General features: G+C 71.0%; 13 protein-coding genes. 7 read left to right on the forward strand and 6 right to left on the reverse strand.

Features of this window, described 5'->3' with window-relative positions; genetic code table 11:
• Positions 1-53: 53 nt before the first annotated feature.
• Both KPL78_RS20085 and KPL78_RS20090 read right to left on the reverse strand, forming a co-directional pair.
• Entirely contained in the window at positions 54-1,097 is a 1,044-nt protein-coding gene (locus tag KPL78_RS20085; protein ID WP_255569241.1) for an amino acid ABC transporter substrate-binding protein, read from the reverse strand.
• Between the two features lie 83 nt (positions 1,098-1,180).
• Complete coding sequence (locus KPL78_RS20090) at positions 1,181-2,221, reverse strand: amino acid ABC transporter substrate-binding protein (protein ID WP_219764781.1); 1,041 nt, start codon at positions 2,219-2,221, stop codon at positions 1,181-1,183.
• 96 nt (positions 2,222-2,317) lie between these two features.
• Between KPL78_RS20090 and KPL78_RS20095 the strand changes: the two genes are divergently transcribed.
• A complete protein-coding gene (locus KPL78_RS20095; protein WP_219764782.1) occupies positions 2,318-3,070 on the forward strand; it encodes an SDR family NAD(P)-dependent oxidoreductase in 753 nt (250 codons plus the stop codon).
• 365 nt (positions 3,071-3,435) lie between these two features.
• Here KPL78_RS20095 and KPL78_RS20100 read toward each other — a convergent pair whose 3' ends face one another.
• Genes KPL78_RS20100 through KPL78_RS20115 form a run of 4 tightly spaced genes read right to left on the reverse strand, consistent with a single transcriptional unit; the run spans position 3,436 to position 7,952 of the window.
• Positions 3,436-4,398 carry a Bug family tripartite tricarboxylate transporter substrate binding protein gene (locus tag KPL78_RS20100; RefSeq protein WP_219764783.1) on the reverse strand — a complete coding sequence of 321 codons (963 nt, stop codon included), beginning with the start codon at positions 4,396-4,398 and terminating at the stop codon, positions 3,436-3,438.
• A 34-nt stretch (positions 4,399-4,432) separates the two neighbouring features.
• Positions 4,433-5,191: an SDR family NAD(P)-dependent oxidoreductase gene (locus KPL78_RS20105; RefSeq protein WP_219764784.1), complete on the reverse strand. Its 759-nt coding sequence runs from the start codon at positions 5,189-5,191 to the stop codon at positions 4,433-4,435.
• A complete protein-coding gene (locus KPL78_RS20110; protein WP_255569242.1) occupies positions 5,188-6,237 on the reverse strand; it encodes a zinc-dependent alcohol dehydrogenase in 1,050 nt (349 codons plus the stop codon). Before KPL78_RS20110 ends, KPL78_RS20105 begins: the two co-directional genes overlap by 4 nt.
• A gap of 2 nt (positions 6,238-6,239) precedes the next feature.
• Positions 6,240-7,952 carry an acetolactate synthase catalytic subunit gene (locus tag KPL78_RS20115; RefSeq protein ID WP_219764785.1) on the reverse strand — a complete coding sequence of 571 codons (1,713 nt, stop codon included), beginning with the start codon at positions 7,950-7,952 and terminating at the stop codon, positions 6,240-6,242.
• 89 nt (positions 7,953-8,041) lie between these two features.
• Here KPL78_RS20115 and KPL78_RS20120 point away from each other — a divergent pair, with 89 nt between their 5' ends.
• The 6 genes from KPL78_RS20120 (at position 8,042) to KPL78_RS20145 (ending at position 19,578) form a co-directional block, all read left to right on the forward strand.
• Positions 8,042-8,710: a GntR family transcriptional regulator gene (locus KPL78_RS20120; protein WP_219764786.1), complete on the forward strand. Its 669-nt coding sequence runs from the start codon at positions 8,042-8,044 to the stop codon at positions 8,708-8,710.
• A gap of 153 nt (positions 8,711-8,863) precedes the next feature.
• Positions 8,864-9,958, forward strand: coding sequence for a family 8 glycosyl hydrolase (locus KPL78_RS20125; RefSeq protein WP_255569284.1), 1,095 nt, complete (start codon positions 8,864-8,866; stop codon positions 9,956-9,958).
• Between the two features lie 96 nt (positions 9,959-10,054).
• Entirely contained in the window at positions 10,055-10,531 is a 477-nt protein-coding gene (locus KPL78_RS20130; RefSeq protein ID WP_219764788.1) for a hypothetical protein, read from the forward strand.
• A gap of 4 nt (positions 10,532-10,535) precedes the next feature.
• Positions 10,536-11,348 (forward strand): cellulose synthase operon protein YhjQ/BcsQ, encoded by an 813-nt coding sequence (locus tag KPL78_RS20135; RefSeq protein WP_219764789.1) that lies wholly within the window; start codon positions 10,536-10,538, stop codon positions 11,346-11,348.
• The gene (bcsA, locus tag KPL78_RS20140) at positions 11,345-15,898 is read left to right on the forward strand and encodes a UDP-forming cellulose synthase catalytic subunit (protein ID WP_219764790.1); all 4,554 of its coding nucleotides are present in this window, start codon (positions 11,345-11,347) and stop codon (positions 15,896-15,898) included. Before KPL78_RS20135 ends, bcsA begins: the two co-directional genes overlap by 4 nt.
• On the forward strand, positions 15,895-19,578 hold the full coding sequence (locus KPL78_RS20145) for a cellulose biosynthesis protein BcsC (RefSeq protein WP_219764791.1): 3,684 nt from the start codon (positions 15,895-15,897) through the stop codon (positions 19,576-19,578). The genes bcsA and KPL78_RS20145 overlap by 4 nt, the downstream gene beginning before the upstream one ends.
• Positions 19,579-19,611 lie beyond the last annotated feature (33 nt).

Here is a 19,611-nt window from a genome sequence, read left to right on the forward strand (position 1 = left end):
CGGCCCGGTACCGCGCGCGGGAATGCGCCGTGTGGCGCATTCCCGACAACGCATCACCGCATCGGCAGGGCGTAGAGCAGCCCGCCATTGGTCCACAGCCGGTTCGGCCCGCGCGGCAGAGCGACCGGGGTGTCCTCACCCATGGTGCGCTCGTAGAGTTCGCCATAGTTCCCGATCGCGCGGATGGCGTTGTAGGCCCAGGCCGGGTCGAGCTTGATCGACTGGCCGAGTTCCGGCGTCACGCCCAACAGGCGGCGTGTGTTCGGGTTCACGCTGGTGCGGCGCTGTTCCTCGGCATTGGCCTGAGTGATGCCCTGCTCCTCCGCCTCGATGATGGCGGTGGTGTACCAGCGCACGATGTCGAACCAGTTGTCGTCGCCGCGGCGGACATAGGCGCCGTAGGGCTCCTTGGAGAAGCGCTCCGGCAGGATGGTCCAATCCGCCGGCGTGGGCATGCTGGACCGCACGGCAGCGAGCTGCGAGGCGTCGGTGCCGAAGCTGTCGCAGCGCCCGGCGGCGAGTGCCGCGGCCGCCTGGTCGGTGCGTTCGAACACGACCGGCTGGAAGCGCACATTCACCGAGCGGAAATAATCCGCGGTCACCTGCTCATTCGTCGTGCCCTGGATCAGGCAGATCGTCGCGCCATCCATGTCGCGCACGCGCTGCACGCCGGAATTGGCGCGCACCATGAAGCCGTGGCCGTCATAGAAATAGGTCGTGGCGAAGCGCAGGCCGAGCGTGGTGTCGCGCAGCATGGTCTCGGTCGAGGTGCGGAACAGCACGTCGATCTCGCCCGCCCCCAGCGCGGTGAAGCGCGTCGAGGACGAGAGCGGCACGAAGCGCACCTTGGACGGGTCGTTGAAGATCGCCGCCGCGAGGCCCCGGCAGAGATCGACGTCGAGCCCCTGCCACACGCCGCGGCTGTCCGGCGAGGCGAAGCCGGCGACGCCGGTATGGATGCCGCAGATGAGCTGTCCGCGCGCGCGGATGGCATCGAGCGTCGGGCTCGGATTGGTATTCTGCTGGGCCTGGGCGGTGCCCGCAAATGCCATGCAGGCAGCCGCGAAGGTGGCTGCGAGGCCTCGTCTGAAAAACATGAAACGCTCCCGTGTGCTTTCTGGTTCCGGGATCGTCGCCGTCGCATCCCGCCGCTGTCAACGGCGGCGGGATGGACGAGGCATCAGCGCATCGGCAGGGCGTAGAGCAGGCCGCCGGCGGTCCAGATGTTGTTCGGACCGCGCGGCAGGCCGACCGGCGTGTCGGGACCCATCGTGCGTTCATAGATCTCGCCGTAGTTCCCGACGGCGCGCACCACATTGAAGGCCCACGCCGGATCGAGCTTGATCGACTGGCCGAGTTCCGGCGTCACGCCGAGGAAGCGGCGCACATTCGGATTGACGCTGGTGCGACGCTGTTCCTCGACATTGGCGCGGGTCAGACCGAGTTCCTCGGCCTCGATCACCGCATTGGTGTACCAGCGCACGATGTCGAACCAGTTGTCATCGCCGCGGCGGATATAGGGGCCGTAGGGCTCCTTCGAGAACCGCTCCGTCAGCACCGTCCAGTCGGCCGGGTTGGGCATGGTGGACCGCATGGCGGCCAGCGAGGAGGCATCGGTACCATAGGCATCGCAGCGGCCGGACAGCAACGCGGCCTGGGCCTGGTCGCCACGCTCGAAGATCACCGGCTGGAAGGACACGTTGATCGACCGGAAATAATCCGCCGTGACCTGTTCATTCGTCGTGCCCTGCAGCAGGCAGATCGTCGCCCCGGCCATGTCGCGTGCACGGGTCACGCCGGAATTGGCGCGCACCATGAAGCCATGGCCATCGTAGAAATAGGTCGTCGCAAACCGCAGGCCGAGCGTGGTGTCGCGCAGCATGGTCTGGGTCGAGGTGCGGAACAGCACGTCCACCTCCCCCGACCCCAGCGCGGTGAAGCGCGTGGACGAGGAAAGCGGCACGAAGCGCACCTTCGTGGCGTCGTTGAAGATCGCGGCCGCCAGGCCACGGCACATCTCGACATCAAGGCCCTGCCACACGCCCCGGCTGTCCGGCAGCGAGAAGCCGGCAACGCCGGTATTGATGCCGCAGACCAGCGATCCGCGCGCGCGGATCGCGTCGAGGGTGGGGCTGGGGACAGTACTCTGCGCCTGGGCGGCACCGCCTGTGACGGCAGCCGACAGCAGCGCGAACGCGGCCGCAAGGCCTCGCTTGACCATAGTGAATGCCTCTCTGTTGTATGGGTCTCCCGCGGTGATGCTCGCCGGCTACTCGGCAAGCTGTCAACAATGTTGCGTCGTTTTAGGAAGAGCCCCATGTCCGATGGATTCGCCCGCTACCCCAGCCTGGACGGGCGTCATGTCCTGGTGACCGGCGGAGCAACCGGCATCGGCGCGCAGATCGTGACCCGCTTCGCGCAGCAAGGGGCGCGCGTCAGCTTCCTGGATGTCGACGCCGCGCACGGGGCGCAACTCGCCGCGGCAACCGGTGCGCTGTTCCTGCCTTGCGACCTGCGCGACATCGCCGCCCTGCGTGAAGCGGTCGCCACGGCCGCGGAGCGTTTGGGCGACATCACCGTGCTGGTGAACAACGCCGCACGCGACGACCGCCACGCGCTGGAAGACGTGGAGCCCGACTATTGGGACGAACGCATGGCGACCAACCTGCGCCACCATTTCTTCAGCATCCAGGCGGTGGTGCCGATGATGCGACGGGCGGGCGTCGGGTCGATCGTCAACCTAGGATCGATTTCCTGGATGAACCGCGCCGGCGGCATGCCCGCCTACACCGCGGCCAAGGCGGCGATCCGCGGGCTGACGCGCGGCCTCGCGCGCGACCTCGGCCCCGACCGCATCCGGGTGAACGAGGTCGTGCCGGGCTGGGTGCACACGGAACGGCAGAAGACGCTGTGGCTCACGCCGGAAGCGGAGGCGCGGAGCCAGGCGAACCAATGCCTGAAAGGGCCGGTGATGCCGGACGACATCGCCCGGATGGTGCTGTGGCTCGCCGCGGATGACAGCGCGATGGTAACGGCGCAGCATTTCGTGGTGGATGGCGGGAGCAACTGATGCGCGGAGGCCGTGGCGCGATGCGTCACAGCGTCACGGCAAGGCTTCCACGGTACCGCTGACGGCCCTGTTGCAGTTGGAGGTGCTTTGCCCCCTCCAAGCCACCCCGGCAAAGGCCGAAAGGCCTTTGCAGACCTCAACTTGGCATCGGGCGCCACTGTCGGGAATGGCACCGAAACCCGCTCTTGCGCACAAAGCGCGCTGGGAGGGCGGCAGCATGTCTGTTGCGCCCAGCGCCAATAGATTGCGTTCCAAGTGCTCCAAGCACTTGGCGGGGTGAGGTTTGGAGAGGGGCAGCACCCCTCTCCAATCTCCCGCTGCGCCTTATCTTCGCTCGAATGCGCGGCGCCCCTCCGACAGCACCCTTACGGCTTCGCCATCCCCGCCTGCCGCAGGATCGGCCCCATCTGCTCGAAACCCCGCGCCAGCAACGCGGCGTATTCGCGCCCCGGCAGTGCCTGCGCATCAACACCGGTCGCGGTGATCTGCTCGGCCACGGCGGGGTCGCGCAGCGCAGCGAGCGCCGCGGCTTCCAGGCGTTCGACGATCACGCCCGGCGCACCGCGCGGGATGGCGACGCCGAGCCAGGAATCGATCTCCACCGCGTATCCCGCCTCGCGCATCGTCGGGATATCGGGGAATTCGGGCCAGCGCATCGGGCTGGCGGAGGCCAGGAACCGCAGCGCGCCGTCGCGGATCTGCGCCACCACGTCCGACGGGTTCTGCACGATCACGTCCACATGGCCACCCAGCAATGCAGTGACCGTCTCCGCACCCGAGCGAAACTGGACCTGCTCGAACTTCCCGCCGGTGAGGCGCCCGAGCTCGAACATCGCGAGGTTGTTCGGCGCGGAGGGCGCACCGACGAACAACCCGTTGCCGGTCTTCGACGCACGCACCAGGTCGTCCAGCGTGCGGTGCGGGGAATTGGCGCGCACCACGACGCCGTAGCGGAAGCGGCCATAGCCGGCGATGAAGTCGAAGCTCTCCAACGTGTAGGGCACGTCGCGGATATGCGGCTGGATGGCGACGGTGGAGTAGGTGACGACGCCCATCGTGTAGCCGTCCGGCCGCTGGGTGGCGACGAAGGCGGGGCCGATGGTGCCCTCGGCGCCAGGGCGGTTCAGCACCACCACGGGCTTGCCGAGCTGGCGTTCCAGCCCGCGCGAGAAGGCGCGCGCGGAGACATCGGTATTGCCACCGGCGCCGTAGTTGACGACGAGCTGGATCTCGCGTTCCGGCCAGGCCGTCTGCGCCTGCGCGGTGCCCGCCAGGCCAAGCCCGGCCATCAGCGCCGGCATCTGCCGGCGCCCGAGGACATTGCTCATGGATCGTTCTCCCTTGGTGGAATGCGCAGGCCGGTCAGGGCATGTAGCTGCCGCCGCCGACGTCAATGGTGGTGCCGTTCAGGTAGGAGGCGGCATCGGAGGCGAGGAAATGCACGACCTCCGCCACATCCTCCGGCTCGCCCAGCCGGCCGAGCGGGATGCGGGCGAGGAAGGCCTCGTTCATCCCCGGTGCCGCGCCCGAGACCATGTCGGAGCGGATGCGCCCCGGCGCGACGCTGTTCACCGTGATGCCGAAGGGGCCGAGTTCCGCGGCGAGGTTGCGCGCGAAGCCCATCAGCCCGGCCTTCGATGCGCCGTAGTAGGAGCCGGTGATGGTACTCGGCACATGCGCGGCCTGGCTCGTCATCATGATCACGCGGCCCCAGCGGCGCGCCTTCAGGACGGGGATCGCCTGGCGCGACAGCAGGAAGGGGCCGGTGAGATTCACCGCCATGACGCGCTGCCATTCCTCGGTCGGGATCTCCTCGACCAGGCGCTTGCGGCCATTCACCTTGGGCGAGATGCCGGCGTTGTTCACCAGCACGCCGAGGCGCGGCCACCAATCGCCGAGCGTGTCGGGCAGCGCGGCGATGGCGGCTTCGTCACCGACATCCAGGCGGATGGCGCGCGCCTGATGGCCGTCCGCGACGATGGAGGCGGCAGTGTCATCGACACGGTCCAGCACATCGGCCAGCACCACGGGATGACCCGCCGCGGCGAGGCGCCGCGCGATGGCCGCGCCCAGTCCGCGCGCGGCACCGGTAACGAGGGCGACACGGTCGGCGTTGCTCATGGCGTCAGGATCACCTTGCTGGCCGCGCGCTGCCGCGCGAGTTCGAAGCCTTCGAGCCCCCGCGACAGCGGCAGGCGATGCGTGATCATCGGGCGATAGGCTTCAGGGTCGCGCGCCAGCAGGGCGATGACGCGTTCCCAGGTGCCGGGCTCGGACCCGTGGGAGGCACGGAGCTGATGCCGGTTGCGCACGAAGACCGTCAGCGGCAGCGACAGCGGCGCGGCATGGATGCCGGCAACGACGAGCACGCCCTCGCGCTTCAGCACCGGCAGCGCATCGGTGATGGAAGGTGGATGGCCGGTTGCCTCCAGCACCACGTCGACGGGCCTGCCGCCGGTCAGCGCCAGCACCTGGTCGCCGAGCGGCCCGTCCGCGACGTCGACGATGTCCGCGAAGCCGAGCTGCCGCAGCACGGCATAGCGCGGCTCGTCGCCGCGGCCGGCGACGATGACGCGTGCCGCACCGGCCGCGCGCGCCATCAGCGCCAGGCCCTGCCCGATCGTGCCCGGCCCCAGCACCAGCGCCGTATCGCCGAGACCGACCCCACCGACCAGCACCGCCTCGCCCGCGACGGCAAGCGGTTCGACCAGCGCGCCGAGTTCCGCATCCACGGCCCCGGGCAGCGGCAGCACATTGCCGGCCGGCACGTTGAGCAGCGACGCGAAGCCGCCATCCGTGGTCAGGCCGATGGTCAGGCGATCGCCGCGCGCCCGCGGATCGCCGGGCCAGGCGATGGACCCGTCGCCGCGCGTGACGCGCGGATAGACCGACACGCGTGTGCCGGTCGGCACCGCGGCCCCCTCCCCCGCCGCGATGACGCGACCGGCGAATTCATGGCCCATCGTCACCGGCAGGTAGGGGATCATGTGCTGGTAGCCATCGGTCCATTCATAGGCGTGGACGTCGCTTCCGCAGATGCCCACCGCCTCGACCTGCACGGTCACCTGGCCGGGACCGGGCGCGGCGGGGGATGGCACTTCCAGCGCCTCGAGCCCGAAGCCCGGCTGCGTCTTGCGCAGCGCCAGCATGGTCGGAGCCCCGAGCATGGTCAGAACGGCTCCGGGTAGTTCGCATACATGGTCAGCGGCGGCTTGCCGTCCGGGTCGGTCATGACCTCGATCAGCGTGGGTGCGCCGGAGGCGAAGGCCGCATCCAGCGCGGGACCGACATCCTCCCCGCGTTCGACCCGCACGCCGGCGATGCCGCAGGCGCGCGCGATGGCGGCGTGGTCGACCTCGGCGAAGTCCACCGCATCCGTGTGCTCGCCGAACTTGGTGTCCTCCGCGTGCTTCTGGAAGCCGAGGATGCCGTTGTTCAGCACCACCACCGTGACCGGGACCTTCAGCCGGCGCAGGGTCTCCAGCTCCGCCCAGGAATGCCCGAAGCCGCCATCGCCGACGAGGCAGACGACGCGCTGGTCCGGCGCGGCGACCTGCGCGCCGATCGCCATCGGCACACCCCAGCCGAGGCCGGCCAGGCCGCGCGGCGACAGGAAGCGCTGCCCGGCGCGCTTCGCGGTCATGTAGATGTTGATCCAGTTCGACGAGTAGGAGGCGTCGGCCACCATGATGCCGTCCGCCGGCATGCGCTTGTCGATCTCGGTGGCGACGCGCTCGGGGCGGACCGGGCCGCCGTCGCGCGTGATGACGCCGGCGACCAGCTTGCGCCAGGCGGCGATGCCCTCGGCGATCTGTGCCTCGACCGCCGGGCGCGCCGCGGCGCGGGCGGAGAGATCCGTCATCGCCTCGCGCAGTGCGGCGAGCGTCAGCTTCGCATCGCCGACCAGGCGCAGGGCTTCGTAGTTGCGGCCGACCTCCGTCGGGTCGGCGTCGATGTGGATGTAGCGCGCGCCGGGCGGGTAGAGCGTCCAGCTATCCGTGCCATTCTGGTTGGTGCGGTTGCCGACCAACAGGACAACATCGGCCTCGGCGATCATCGGCCGCAGCGTGTGGGCGCGCGCGCCGCGGCCGAGCGTATTGCCCACCACGCCGATGGACAGCGGATGCGTCTCGTCCACGCTGCCCTTGCCCATGAAGGTGGTCGCGACGGGCAGATGCGCGTGCTGCTGCAGGGCGGCGAGTTCCTCCGCCGCGCCGGAGATGTGCACACCGCCGCCGGCGATGACCACCGGGCGCTTCGCCGTGGCGAGTAGAGCGGCAGCCTCGGCAATGCGGGCGGGGTCGGCCAGGGTGCGGTCAAGCGGAAAGGTGCCGAGCGAGGCACGGCGCCGGGACACCGCCGCGGCCTTCTCGATCAGCAAATCGGCCGGCAGCAGCAGCACCGCAGGGCCGGGGCGGCCCGACAGCGCCGCGGTCACCGCCATGTCCACGTAGTCCTCGACGCGGTCGGCGCGGTCGATGCGGCGGACGAACTTCGCCACACCGTCGAACAGCTTGAAATGATCGAATTCCTGGAAGGCGTTCCTGTCCGTGCTGTCGCGCGTCACCTCCTGCACCAGCGCCAGCACGGGGATGGAGGCCTTCAGCGCCTCGGCAAGCGGCGGCACCAGCAGCGTCGCCGCCGGTCCGTTTTGCGCCGTGACGACGCCGAGCCGCCGGCCGATGCGCGCATAGCCGTCGGCCATGGCCCCGCCCATGTTCTCCTGCCGATAGACGGTCTGGCTGATGCCGGCATGCGGCGCGGCGAGGTGGAAGGCCGATGGCAGCGACTGCCCGAAGGTGGTGACAACGCCATGGCGGGCGAGCGCCTCGGCCAGGCGCAGGGCGACATTCGCGTTCGCGGGCAGGCCGGTATCCGGCATCTCGGGTCTCCTCACCAGGGCTTTGCTGTTTGCTATAGCAAATGCCAAATACCTTGACAGGTCAACCCACCGGCCGGGACAAGCGAGGCATGGCGCTTGCGACCCCTTTCACGCCGCTCGACCGCGACGAGACGCTGTCCGAGAAGGTCTATGCCCGGCTGCGCAGCGCGCTCGTCGGCGGGCGGCTCGTGCCCGGGCAGAAGCTGGTGCACCGGCAATTGGCGCTGGAACTCGGCGTCAGCCCCACCCCGGTGCGGGAGGCGCTGCTGCGCCTCGTCTCGGACGGCGCGCTCGATCTCGATGCGCGCGGCATAGCCTGGGTGCCGCGCCTGCCGCCCGACCGCTACGCCGAGATCATGGAACTGCGCGTGATGCTGGAAGGGCGTGCCGCGGCGCAGGCCGCGCTGCTCGCGACGGCGGCCGACATCGCCGGGCTGCGCGCCATCCATGCGCGGGTGATGGAGGCGCGGCGCATCGGCGATGGCGCGGTGCTGCTCGCGGAAAACGAACGCTTCCACTTCGGCGTCATCGCCCTGGCGCGCATGCCGGTGCTGCAGCGCCTGGTGGAATCGCTGTGGACCCAGGCCGGGCCGACCATCAGCCTGCTGTCGGGGCTGCCGCGCCCGGTCTCTCCGTCCGGACATCCGCATGACGACCTGCTGCATGCGCTGGCAGAACGCGATCCGGACGCTGCCCGCGCCGCGGTAGAGCGGGACCTCCGGGAGCACGCCGTGATTGTGGCGCCGCTGCTTCAGTAACGCAGCCGCGCACGAATTTGTCCATTTTCGGCAATAAGCGGCAAGGAGCGAATCGAGAAATCGTGCATTGTCGCATCAAGCGATTACCGGTGAGATTTCATGCCTGAGGATGAGGATACGGGGACGGCTGAATTCCGGGTGTTGACGCAGCGTATGATTGGCCACCCGTCCCTTCTGCCGGAAGCGCGGAACGATGGTCCGTGCGCGACCCGTCGCCGCACGCTGGCAGCGGCGCTTTCAGCGTTGGCGGCGCCGCACGTGGCCAGGGCTCAGAGCCCCAATGACTGGATCACCTTCCGCAATCGCTTCGTCACCGACAGCGGCCGTGTAATCGATTCCGGCAACCAGGCCGTCTCGCACAGCGAAGGCCAGGGCTGGGGGCTGATGTTCGCTGCCGCGCATGACGACCGGGACAGTTTCGACCTCATCCGGAAATGGACCCGGGAGACGCTGAAGCGGCCGCAGGACAATTTGCACGCCTGGCGCTACCGGCCCACTGCCACGCCGCATGTCGATGACCCGAACAACGCGACGGATGGTGACCTCTACATTCTCTGGGGCCTGTTGATGGCGGCCGAACGCTGGCAGCATGCACCCTACCGGATCGAGGCCCTGACGATCGCGCACGACCTGATGCGGGTGGCGCGCCGGACGGTGGCCGGTCTCGCGGTGCTGCTGCCCGGCGTGCAGGGTTTCGACTCCCCCGCCGGCACAGTGCTGAACCCATCCTACATCGTGCTGCCCGCCTTCGCCGTGCTGCATCGCCTGCTGCCGCAGGCGGGATGGAGCCGAATCGCGACCGACGGACTGACGCTGCTGCGCCGCGCCCGCTTCGGCGCCTGGGGGCTGAGCCCCGACTGGGTACGGCAGCCGCATCGCGCCAACCTGCCACTCGACCTGCCGGAACGCTGGCCGCCGCGCTTCTCTTATGACGCGGTGCGCGTGCCGCTGATGCTGGCCTGGGCGAACCATACCACCCATCCCGCCCTGATCGGCGCGCACCACTTCTGGAGCGACAGCCGGTGGACGGTGCCTCCCGCCTGGGTGGACCTTGTCACAGGCAGTACCGCCGAATACCCGGCGCCGCCGGGCATGCGCGCCATCGCAGCCTTCGCCGCGGCGCGGATCGCTGGCGCGACCGAGGTCCAGGGCTTACCAAGCGTCAACGACTCCCAGGATTACTATTCCGCCTCACTCACACTGCTGGTCCGCCTGGCTTGCGGCATGTCCGGGCTGCGCATCGGATGAGCAGACGGAAAGGCGCGGCGGATCGAGCAGGAAGCGAATCCCGATGACCAGTACGACGGCAAGATGCCGTACCGGCCCGACCGGAAGGCGTAGCTCATGACGGCGCGCGACCCCGACATCGCTGCCCTGGCCAAGCGCCTTGGGCTCCGCGGCCTGCGCTATCGCAGCTTCGTGCCGGCGCCGATGCCCGACCCCGTCCCTGCGGCCGAACCGCCAGCCGTGGTGGAAGCCGTAGAGGCAGCCACGCCCGTGACGGCGGCAGTCGCCGAAGCCCCGGCCGCCATGCCGCCACCGGCTGTCTGGACGCCACAGACTGTCTCGCCGGCACAGGCTGTATCGCCGGCACCGGCTGTCCCGCCGGCACCGGCCGCGATCTCCATGCCACCGCCATCGTGGCAGCCCCCGCCGATCGCCGCGACGTCCCCGCCCGCGGCCTTCCCGCTGCTCGGCTCGGCGCTGGCCCTCGCCGCGCAGCGCCCGACGCCGGTCCCGGACACGGTGCCGGAGGCTGCCCGACCTTTCGCCGCGCTGCGCTTCGCGGTGTCCGAGACCGACAGCGCGCAGGGATTCTGAGACCATGCCGCTGATCTGTATCGCCTCGCCCAAGGGCGGGGTTGGCAAGACGTCCGTGGCAGCCGGCCTCGCCGATGCGCTGCGCCGCGCGGGCCGCACCGTCGTCGCCCTCGATTGCGACCCGCAGAACGCGTTGCGCCTGCATCTCGGCCTGCCGATCACCGATGGGGCGGGCTACCTCGCCCGGCTGCCGGAGCGGCCGGACTGGCGCAGCTTCCTGCGCCAGACGCCGGCGGGCATCGACCTGCTGCCGCATGGCGAGGCCGATCTGCGCAGCGCGCTCGCCTCGGCCATGATGATCGAGCGCGAGCCGGAGCTGCTCGCCGGTCCCGTGCGCGCCATGCTCGCCGATCCGGCGACCATCGTCGTCGCCGATACGCCACCCGGGGCTTCGGCGGCACTCGCGGCACTGATGCCGCAGACCGCGCTCGTGCTCGCCGTGCTGCTCGCCGACGCCGCCAGCACCGCCCTGCTGCCGGACATCGAGAGCGGGCGCTTCCTGGGCCAGGGCACGCTCGGCACGCTGACCGGGCCGAAGCTGATGGTCGCGCTGAACCAGGTGGATCGGCATTCGCGCCTCTCGGTCGCAGCGGCCGAGGGCGTGGCGACGCATCTCGGCCCGCGCCTCGCCGGTGCGGTCTGCCGCGATGAGGCGATGGCCGAGGCACTGGCCTGCCAGCGGCCGATCGGCGCGCATGCGCCCGCCAGCCGCGCGGCGCGCGACACCGCCGACCTCGCCGCCGCCCTGCTGCGCGCCCTGCCGCCGCCCGCCCCGGCGCCGGTCGCCTCGCCCCTCTTTCCCTGGATGCGGCCATGACCCGACTGGTGCGCCGGATGTTCACGGCAGGACTGGTCCTGACCGGCTTCGTCATCGCCTGGGCGGTGATCGCAACGCCGCTCGAACCGCAGGGCCAGGCGATGCTCGCCATCGGCGGCATCGTCGCCTTCCTGGTGCTGAACCGCTTCACCAGCCGGCGCGTGACGATCATCCTCGCCGTGCTCTCCTGCCTCATCTCGTTGCGCTACCTGCACTGGCGCATCGCCGACACGCTGGAACCCGATACCTTCGGCCAGGGCTTCTTCATGATCGGGCTGGCGCTGGCCGAGGCCTATGCCGTGCTCTCCCTGCTGCTCGGCTATTTCCAGACGCTGTGGCCGCTCGAACGCCGGCCCGTGCCGCTGCCCGAGAACCCGGACGACTGGCCGACCGTCGATGTCTACATCCCGACCTACAACGAGGATCTGGAGATCGTCCGCCCGACCGTGCTCGCCGCCCTCGCCATGGACTGGCCGGCCGACAAGTTCCGCGTCTGGATCCTCGATGACGGGCGCCGCCCGGCCTTCCGCGAATTCGCCGAATCCTGTGGCGCGGGCTACATGATCCGCCCCGACAACAAGGGGGCCAAGGCCGGCAACCTCAACCACGCGCTGGAACACACGGACGGCGAATACATCGCCATCTTCGACTGCGACCACGTGCCCACCCGCGCCTTCCTGCAGATGACCATGGGCTGGATGCTGCGCGACAAGAAGCTCGGCATGCTGCAGACGCCGCACCACTTCTATTCGCTCGATCCCTTCGAGCGGAACCTGTCCGAAGGGCGCGACGTGCCCAATGAGGGCCTGATGTTCTACGGCCTGGTGCAGCCGGGCAACGATCTGTGGAACGCGACCTTCTTCTGCGGGTCCTGCGCCGTGCTGCGGCGTTCCGCCATCCTCGAGATCGGCGGCATCCCGCATGAGACGGTGACCGAGGACTGCCATGCCTCGCTGAAGATGCAGCGGCGCGGATGGAACACCGCCTATATCCGCGTGCCGCTCGCCGCCGGCCTCGCCACCGAGCGCCTGATGATCCACATCGGCCAGCGCATGCGCTGGGCCCGCGGCATGGTGCAGATCATGCGCATGGACAATCCGATGTTCGGCCGCGGCCTGACCCTGCCGCAGCGCATCTGTTACTTCAGCGCGATGTATCACTTCTTCTTCGCGCTGCCGCGCGTGGTGTTCCTCACCGCGCCGCTCGCCTTCCTGCTGCTGGGATACAGCGTCATCGCGGCCTCGCCGCTCGCCATCATCGCCTATGCCGGATCGCACATCTTCCATGCGATCGCCACCGGCAGCCGCGTGACCGGCAGCGTACGGCATTCCTTCTGGTCGGAAATCTACGAAACCGTGCTCGCGCTGTGGCTGCTGCCGATGACGGTCGCCACTCTGCTCGACCCCAAGAAGGGGAAGTTCAACGTGACTGAGAAGGGCGGGCTGCTGCCCGAGGGATATTTCGACTGGCGCGCGGTCTGGCCGAGCGTGGTGCTGACGGCGCTGCTCGCGCTCGGTGTCGCCTCGGGCATCCATGGCGTCATCACCAGCCCCTGGGGCAGCCTCGACAGCCAGGCCTTCCTGCTGAACGGCATCTGGGCGACGCTGTGCCTGGTCCCGGCGCTGGCCTCGGTGGCGGCGGGACGCGAGCGGCGGCAGGTGCGCAGCAGTGCGCGCGTCAAGGCGGCCCTGCCCGCCATGCTGGTGCTGCCCGACGGCCACCGTGTCGATGCGCGCACCCGCGACCTGTCGCTCGGCGGCGCCGGACTGGTGCTGGCCGAGACGCCGAAGCTCGATGCCGATACCTCGGTGCGCCTCGAACTGCCGATGGGTGAGGAACTGCTGGCCATCCCGGCACACCTCGTGCGGCTCGAACGCGCGGAGGCGCAGCTCTCCTTCCGTCCACGGAGTGTCGCCGAGGAAGCGACCATCGTGCGCGCCGTGTTCGGCCGTGCCGATGCCTGGCTGTCCTGGGACCAGCATCGCCCCGACCGCCCCCTGCGTTCCCTGGTCGAGGTGGTGGCGACGGTCAGCGCGGTGTTCAGCGGACGGTCGCAGCTCTCCTTCGCCTGGTGGCGCGCGCGGCGCGAACGGCGGGAGGCGCTGCGCCGGCCCGTCGCGCCGGTGGCCGCCGAGCGGCGGACGGAGATCCTCGCCCCCCGCACGCGTCACGGCGCGCTCATACTCGCGCTGATGCTGCTGGCCACGCCGGCGCTGGCCCAGCGTGCCCCGCAGGCCACGCCGCCGCGTCCGCCCGCGGCGGCCCCCGCACCGGCAGTGCCGCCGACGCCGCAAGCCGCCCCCATGGTGGAACCGCCGGCGCTGCCCGGCGCCGTCCCGTTTTCCCTCGATCCCTTCGTGCCGTCGGCCAATGCGTCCGCGCCGCTGTCGGTCGCACCGCCCCCGGCCGCCGCGCCGACGCGGCGCGTCACCCGCACCCTCCGCCAGCTCGGCCTCAACGGCCCGATGCAGCTCCGCGGCGTCTCTCCCCTGCAGGGCGTGCAGTTCGGCGTTCGCGCCGATGAAGTGGTGACGGATGCGCGGCTCGTCGTGTCCGGCGCATCGTCACCGGCGCTGGTGCCGGATCTCAGCCAGCTCACCATTACGCTGAACGACCAGTTGCTCGGTGTGATCCAGCCCAATCCGGCGCGGCCGTCCTTCGGCCCGCAGGAATTCCCGATCAGCCCGGCCTTCTTCACCGAGATGAACCGGCTGAACTTCGCCTTCACCGGGCGCTACGCGGCGGAATGCGTTGATCCGTTGTCCAACCTGCTGTGGATGACGATCGCCGAGACGACGAGCGTGCAGATGACGCTCGAGCGTCTGCCCCTGCCGCCCGACCTCGCGCGCCTGCCGGAACCCTTCTTCGATCCGCGCCAACTTCGCCAGGCCCTGGTGCTGCCCTTCGTGCTGCCGGACAGCGCGGGCAACGAGATCCTGCGCGGTGCGGCCGTCGCCGCCTCCTGGTTCGCGGTGCAGGCGGAATACCGCGGGGCGCGCTTCCCGGTCTCGGCGTCGATCCCGGACAGCGGCAATGCGGTGGTGCTCACGACGCCGCAGGACGCGCCGGCGGGGCTCGAACTGCCCGCGCTGAACGGCCCGACGGTTGCGGTGGTGCCCAACCCACACGACCCAGGTGCGGTGCTGCTGGTCCTCGCCGGGCGCAATCCGGCCGAGGCCGCGACCGCCGCGGTCGCGCTGGCCGCCGCGCCGCAGCTTCTCTCGGGCACCACGGCGACCGTCGCGACGCCGCGGCTGCCGCAGCGCCGGCCCTATGAGGCGCCGCGCTGGATGCCCCCGGACCGCCCGGTGCAGTTCGGCGAGCTGGTGGAGCGCAATGAATTGCAGGTCACGGGCTATGCCCCCGGCGCGGTCACGGTGCCGCTGCGCACTGCGCCGGACCTGACCACCTGGCGTGGCCATGGCTTCCCGATCGATATCGGCTTCCGCGGTCCGCCGGGCCCGATCCTGGACACCGAGGTCTCGCGCCTCGACGTCTCGGTGAGCGGCAGCTTCCTGCGCGCCGTGCCGCTGCGGGAACGCGAGAGCTGGCCCTGGTCGTGGATGCTGCGCCAGGTTGGCATCGACCAGTTCCCGCGCTGGACCTCGGCGAATGTGCCGACCTGGCTCGTCGCCGGCCGCAACGAGTTGCAGCTCCGCTTCGACATGCGGCCGCTGCACCGCGGCGACTGCGTCTCCATCCCGGCCGATGTGCAGGCCTCGATCGACCCGACCAGCACCATCGACATCTCCCGCGCCCATCGCTTCGCGACGCTGCCGAACCTCGCCTTCTTCGCCAGCGCGGGCTTCCCCTTCACGCGCCTGGCCGACCTGTCGGAAACGGCGGTGGTGCTGCCGGACCGGCCGAACCCGGTCGAGGTCAGCACCTTCCTCGGCATGGTGGGCGGGCTGTCTACCATCGTCGGCGTGCCCGCGACGGGGCTGACGGTGGTGCGGCCGGGCCAGTTGCAGCAGGTGGCGGATCGCGACCTGATCGTGATCGGCACGCTCGGCCGCCAGCCGGCGCTGGCCCAGTTGCTGCGGCAGACGCCGCTGTCGATCGACGACTCCGGGCGGATCGCCATGACGTTGCCCGACCAGCTCGAAGGCTTCTCCCGCTTCCTCTGGGACGGCGCACCGCCTGAGGATCGCGTGCGCGCCGCCGCGGCGCTCTCGGCCCCGGCTGAGGGACTCGGCTTCGTCGCCGGGGCGCAGTCGCCGCTGCATGACGGACGGTCGATCATCGCCCTCGCCGCGCCCACCCCCGCCGCGCTGGAAGCCATGGCCGAGGCGCTGCGCGACCCGGCACGCGTGCCACGCTTCCAGGGCGATCTGGTGGTGCTGTCCGGAGAAGGCTTGCAGGCCTTCCGCACGGCGCCGTCCTATACCGTCGGATCGCTGCCGTTCTGGCTGTGGCCGAACCACTATCTGGGGAACCAGCCATGGGCTCTGCTGCTGCTGATGCTCGGCGCGAGCCTGCTGATCGGCCTGCCGCTGCTCGGCCATCTGCGTCGCCGCGCGGTGCATCGCCTGCGAGGGCGCGCGTCGTGAGGGGCCTGCGTTCCGCGCTGCTCGGCGCCGTCGCCGTGGCCTCGCTGTCCGGGCCGGCGCTCGCCCAGTCCAATGCGGCCGTCACGGTCCTGCTGCAGCAGGCGCGGCACTGGCAGGAACAGAACCGCCCGGACCTCGCCCTGAACGCCTTCGATCGCGTGCTTGCCGTCGATCCACGCAACGCCGATGCGCTCGCCGGCGCGGCGGCATCGCAGGCGGCGATGGGCAACCGGCAAGCGGCCGAGGCGCTGCTCGCCCGGCTGCGGGAGGTCGCGCCAAGTGCGGTCGCCGTGGCCGGCGCGCGGGATGCGTTGCGCGCCGCGACGGTGGACCGGTCGGCCATCGAGGAAGCGCGGCGCCTGTCGCGCGAAGGCCGCATCCCCGAAGCCCTGACGCGCTACCGCGACGCCTTCGCCGGCGGGGCACCGCCCGATGCCTATGCCGTCGAATATTGGCTGACCCTCGGCGGCACCCAGGGCGGCTGGGAGGAGGCGCGGCAGCAGCTCGCCGCCCTCGTCGCCAGGCGGCCGAGCGACGGGCGCGCGCGCGTCGCGCTTGCACAGTTGCTCACCTGGCGGGAGCCGACCCGCGCCCAGGGCATCACCATGCTCGCCGAGCTGGCGCGCGATCCCGGCACGGCGCCGGCGGCAATCCAGGCCTGGCGTCAGGCGCTGCTGTGGCTCGGCGATGGGCCGCAGGCGGAAGGGCCGTTGCAGGCCTTCCTCGCGGTGCGTCCGGGCGATGCCGCGATCGAACGGCGCCTCGCCGAGGTGCGCGATCCCGCGCGCCGCGCCGCGACCATTGGCGCCACGGAACGCCAGCAGGGCTTCCAGGGGCTGGAGGGCAATCGCCTCACCGACGCCGCCACCGCCTTCGAGGCCGCCCTGGTGCGCAACCCGAACGATGCGGATGCGCTGGGCGGCCTGGGCATCGTGCGGCTGCGCCAGGGCCGCACCGAGGAAGCCCGCCGCCTGCTGGAACGGGCTATCGCCGCCAATCCGGCGCGTTCGGCCAACTGGCAGCAGGCGCTGGATGGTGCGAGCTACAGTGCGGAACTCGCCGAGGGGCGCGCGCAGTTGCGCCGCGGCGACCTCGACGCCGCCGAGGCGACGCTGCGCCGCGCCGTGGCGCGCGACGCCGCCGACCGCACCGATGCCGAGGCCGCGCTGGGCGAGATCGCGCTGCGCCGGCGCGACTATGCCAGCGCCGAGGAACGCTTCCGCGCTGCCCTTGCCCGCCGGCCTGGCTTCCAGCCGGCCGTGCAGGGGCTGGAGCGCGCCCTGCGCGAGCAGGGCCGCGTGGCCGAGGCAAATGAACTGGCGCGCCAGCTCCGCGTCGCCTCGCCGGGCGGCGGCGGGGGCGGTGGCGCCGGGGCCCGGCTGCGCGCCGAGGCCGCCCGGGCCTCCGACACCGCGACCGCCATCGGCCTGCTGCGTGCGGCGCAGGCCCAGGCGCCGAACGATCCCTGGATCCGGCTCGACCTGGCCCGCGCCCTGGCACGGCAAGGCGACGGCACCGAGGCGCGCGCGATCATCGAGGCGCCGCTGACCGAAGCCAATCCCGGCAGCGACGCGATCTTCGCCGCGGCGCTCTTCGCCGAGGAACAGGGGCGGGTCGGCGATGCCGCGGCGCTGATCGGGCGCATCCCCCCCGGGCGGCGCTCGCCGGACATGGCGCGGCTCGCCCAGCGCACCCGCATCGCGGCCGAGGTGGACGAGGCAGCGGCGATCGGCGGCTTCGAGGGGCGGCAGCGGCTGATGGCCTTCGCCGCGCGGCAGGATCCGACGGGATCGACCGCGGCGGCGGTGATCCGCGCCTTCGCCCGCATGAATGACCCGCGTGGCGCGGAGGAAGCGGCGCGCGTCGCGCTCGCCGTAAACCGGGCGCCGTCCGCCCAGGCGCGGCTCGCCATCGCCGGCGCGCTGCTGGAAGCCGGGAACGAGGCGCAGGCGACCGCCCTCGCCCGCGGCCTGCAGAATGACGGGACGCTGACCGCCGATGCACGCCGGCAGGCGGAGGCGCTGGCTTCCGGCGCTGCCATCCGCGCTGCCGACCGCGCGAACGAGGCCGGCGACCAGGCGGCCGGCTTCGACCGGCTGCGCCCGGTGTTGGCGCAGAATCCGCAGGACCCGGCGGCGAACCTCGCTTTGGCGCGGCTCTACCAGGGCGCGCGGCGGCCGGACGAGGCCCAGCGCATCGCTGAATCGGTGCTGGCGCGCGACCCGCGCAACCTCGACGCCCGGGCAGGCGCCGTCGATGCCGCCATCGCGGCGCGCGACTACCGCCAGGCCCAGACCCTCATCGACGAAGGCCGCGTGCTGGCGCCGAACGAGGCACGCATCTCCCTGATGCAGGCGCGGCTGCTGCGCGCACGCGGGGATTCGCGCGGGGCGCTGGTCGCGGCGCGGCAGGCGGAACAGCAGCGCCAGGCGCAGGTCGGCGAGGTGGTGCCGCTGTCCTTCGCGCCGATGTCGGGCGCCGGGCCAAACCCCTTCCGCACGGCCGGGGTACAGGTGGGCGCGCCGCTGGCGCGCGATCCGCTGTCGGCCGAGATCGGGCAGGAGATCGAACTGGCGCGCGAAGCCTCCGCGACGCGCTTCGGCGTGGCACCGACCATTCGCGGACGCTCCGGCACGGCGGGGCTGGACCGGTTGAACGAGTTGTCGATGCCGATGGAGGCCTCGGTCGCCCCGCCGGGCATCGGCGGGCGACTGACGGCGACCGTCACGCCCGTCGCGATCAGTTCCGGGCAATTGCCGCAGGACCTCAATTCGCTGGTCTCCTTCGGCGCCAATCCCATCGCCTATCCGGGCGGTATGTTGCCGCCGCGCGACGACACGGCGAGCGGCGTGGCCTTCAACCTCGGCTATCGGCGCGACTGGTTCGCCGCCGATGTCGGCTCGACGCCGGTCGGCTTCCGCTACAACAACATCGTCGGCGGGCTCGAAGTCGCACCCGGTCTCGGCGGCGGCTGGCGCCTGCGCCTGAGCGGCGAGCGCCGCGCCGTGACGGACAGCCTGCTGTCCTGGGCCGGTCAGCGCGATGCGCTGACGGGCCAGACCTGGGGCGGCGTGATCCGCACCGGCGGCCGCGGACAGATCGAGTACGCGACCGGCCCTGCCAGCTTCTACGCCGGCGGCGGCTATGCCGTCTTCGAAGGCAGCGACGTGAAGGACAATGCACGGGTCGAGCTCGGCGCGGGCATGTCCTATGCCGTGGTGCGGGAGCGGGACCAGACGGTCAATCTGGGCATGGACCTCGTCTATTTCGCCTACAACGACAACCTGCGCTTCTTCACCCTGGGCCAGGGCGGCTATTTCAGCCCGCAGAGCTATGTCGCGGTGAACCTGCCGGTGGATTGGCGGGCACGGTCGGCCGACTGGACCTGGCGGCTCGGGGGGTCGATCGGCTACGCGGTGTGGCAGGAAGACAGTTCACCGGTCTTCCCGAACGATCCGGGGCTGCAGGCGCAGCTTGTCGCCCAGGCGGTGACTATCCCCGGGCTGCAGACGCAATACGCCTCGCAGAGCGAAAGCGGGCTTATCGGCAGCCTGCGCGGCGACGTGGAATATGCGCTGACCCGCGACCTCGCGCTGGGGGCAATGCTGCGATACGATCGCTCGGCCAACTGGAACGAGGCGCGTGGCGGCGTCTATGTGCGCTACCGGCTGCCCGAGTGACGCCCGGGGGATCGGCCCCCTACGGGCCGTCCC

The sequence above is a fragment of the Roseomonas alba genome (assembly GCF_019430885.1).
GTDB lineage: Bacteria > Pseudomonadota > Alphaproteobacteria > Acetobacterales > Acetobacteraceae > Neoroseomonas > Neoroseomonas alba.

Excerpts from the sequence above, each read along its gene's own strand:
- KPL78_RS20085 (WP_255569241.1), bottom strand. The coding sequence starts at position 1,097 with ATGTTTTTCAGACGAGGCCTCGCAGCCACCTTCGCGGCTGCCTGCATG.
- KPL78_RS20090 (WP_219764781.1), bottom strand. The coding sequence starts at position 2,221 with ATGGTCAAGCGAGGCCTTGCGGCCGCGTTCGCGCTGCTGTCGGCTGCC.
- KPL78_RS20095 (WP_219764782.1), top strand. The coding sequence starts at position 2,318 with ATGTCCGATGGATTCGCCCGCTACCCCAGCCTGGACGGGCGTCATGTC.
- KPL78_RS20100 (WP_219764783.1), bottom strand. The coding sequence starts at position 4,398 with ATGAGCAATGTCCTCGGGCGCCGGCAGATGCCGGCGCTGATGGCCGGG.
- KPL78_RS20105 (WP_219764784.1), bottom strand. The coding sequence starts at position 5,191 with ATGAGCAACGCCGACCGTGTCGCCCTCGTTACCGGTGCCGCGCGCGGA.
- KPL78_RS20110 (WP_255569242.1), bottom strand. The coding sequence starts at position 6,237 with ATGCTCGGGGCTCCGACCATGCTGGCGCTGCGCAAGACGCAGCCGGGC.
- KPL78_RS20115 (WP_219764785.1), bottom strand. The coding sequence starts at position 7,952 with ATGCCGGATACCGGCCTGCCCGCGAACGCGAATGTCGCCCTGCGCCTG.
- KPL78_RS20120 (WP_219764786.1), top strand. The coding sequence starts at position 8,042 with ATGGCGCTTGCGACCCCTTTCACGCCGCTCGACCGCGACGAGACGCTG.
- KPL78_RS20125 (WP_255569284.1), top strand. The coding sequence starts at position 8,864 with ATGATTGGCCACCCGTCCCTTCTGCCGGAAGCGCGGAACGATGGTCCG.
- KPL78_RS20130 (WP_219764788.1), top strand. The coding sequence starts at position 10,055 with ATGACGGCGCGCGACCCCGACATCGCTGCCCTGGCCAAGCGCCTTGGG.
- KPL78_RS20135 (WP_219764789.1), top strand. The coding sequence starts at position 10,536 with ATGCCGCTGATCTGTATCGCCTCGCCCAAGGGCGGGGTTGGCAAGACG.
- bcsA (WP_219764790.1), top strand. The coding sequence starts at position 11,345 with ATGACCCGACTGGTGCGCCGGATGTTCACGGCAGGACTGGTCCTGACC.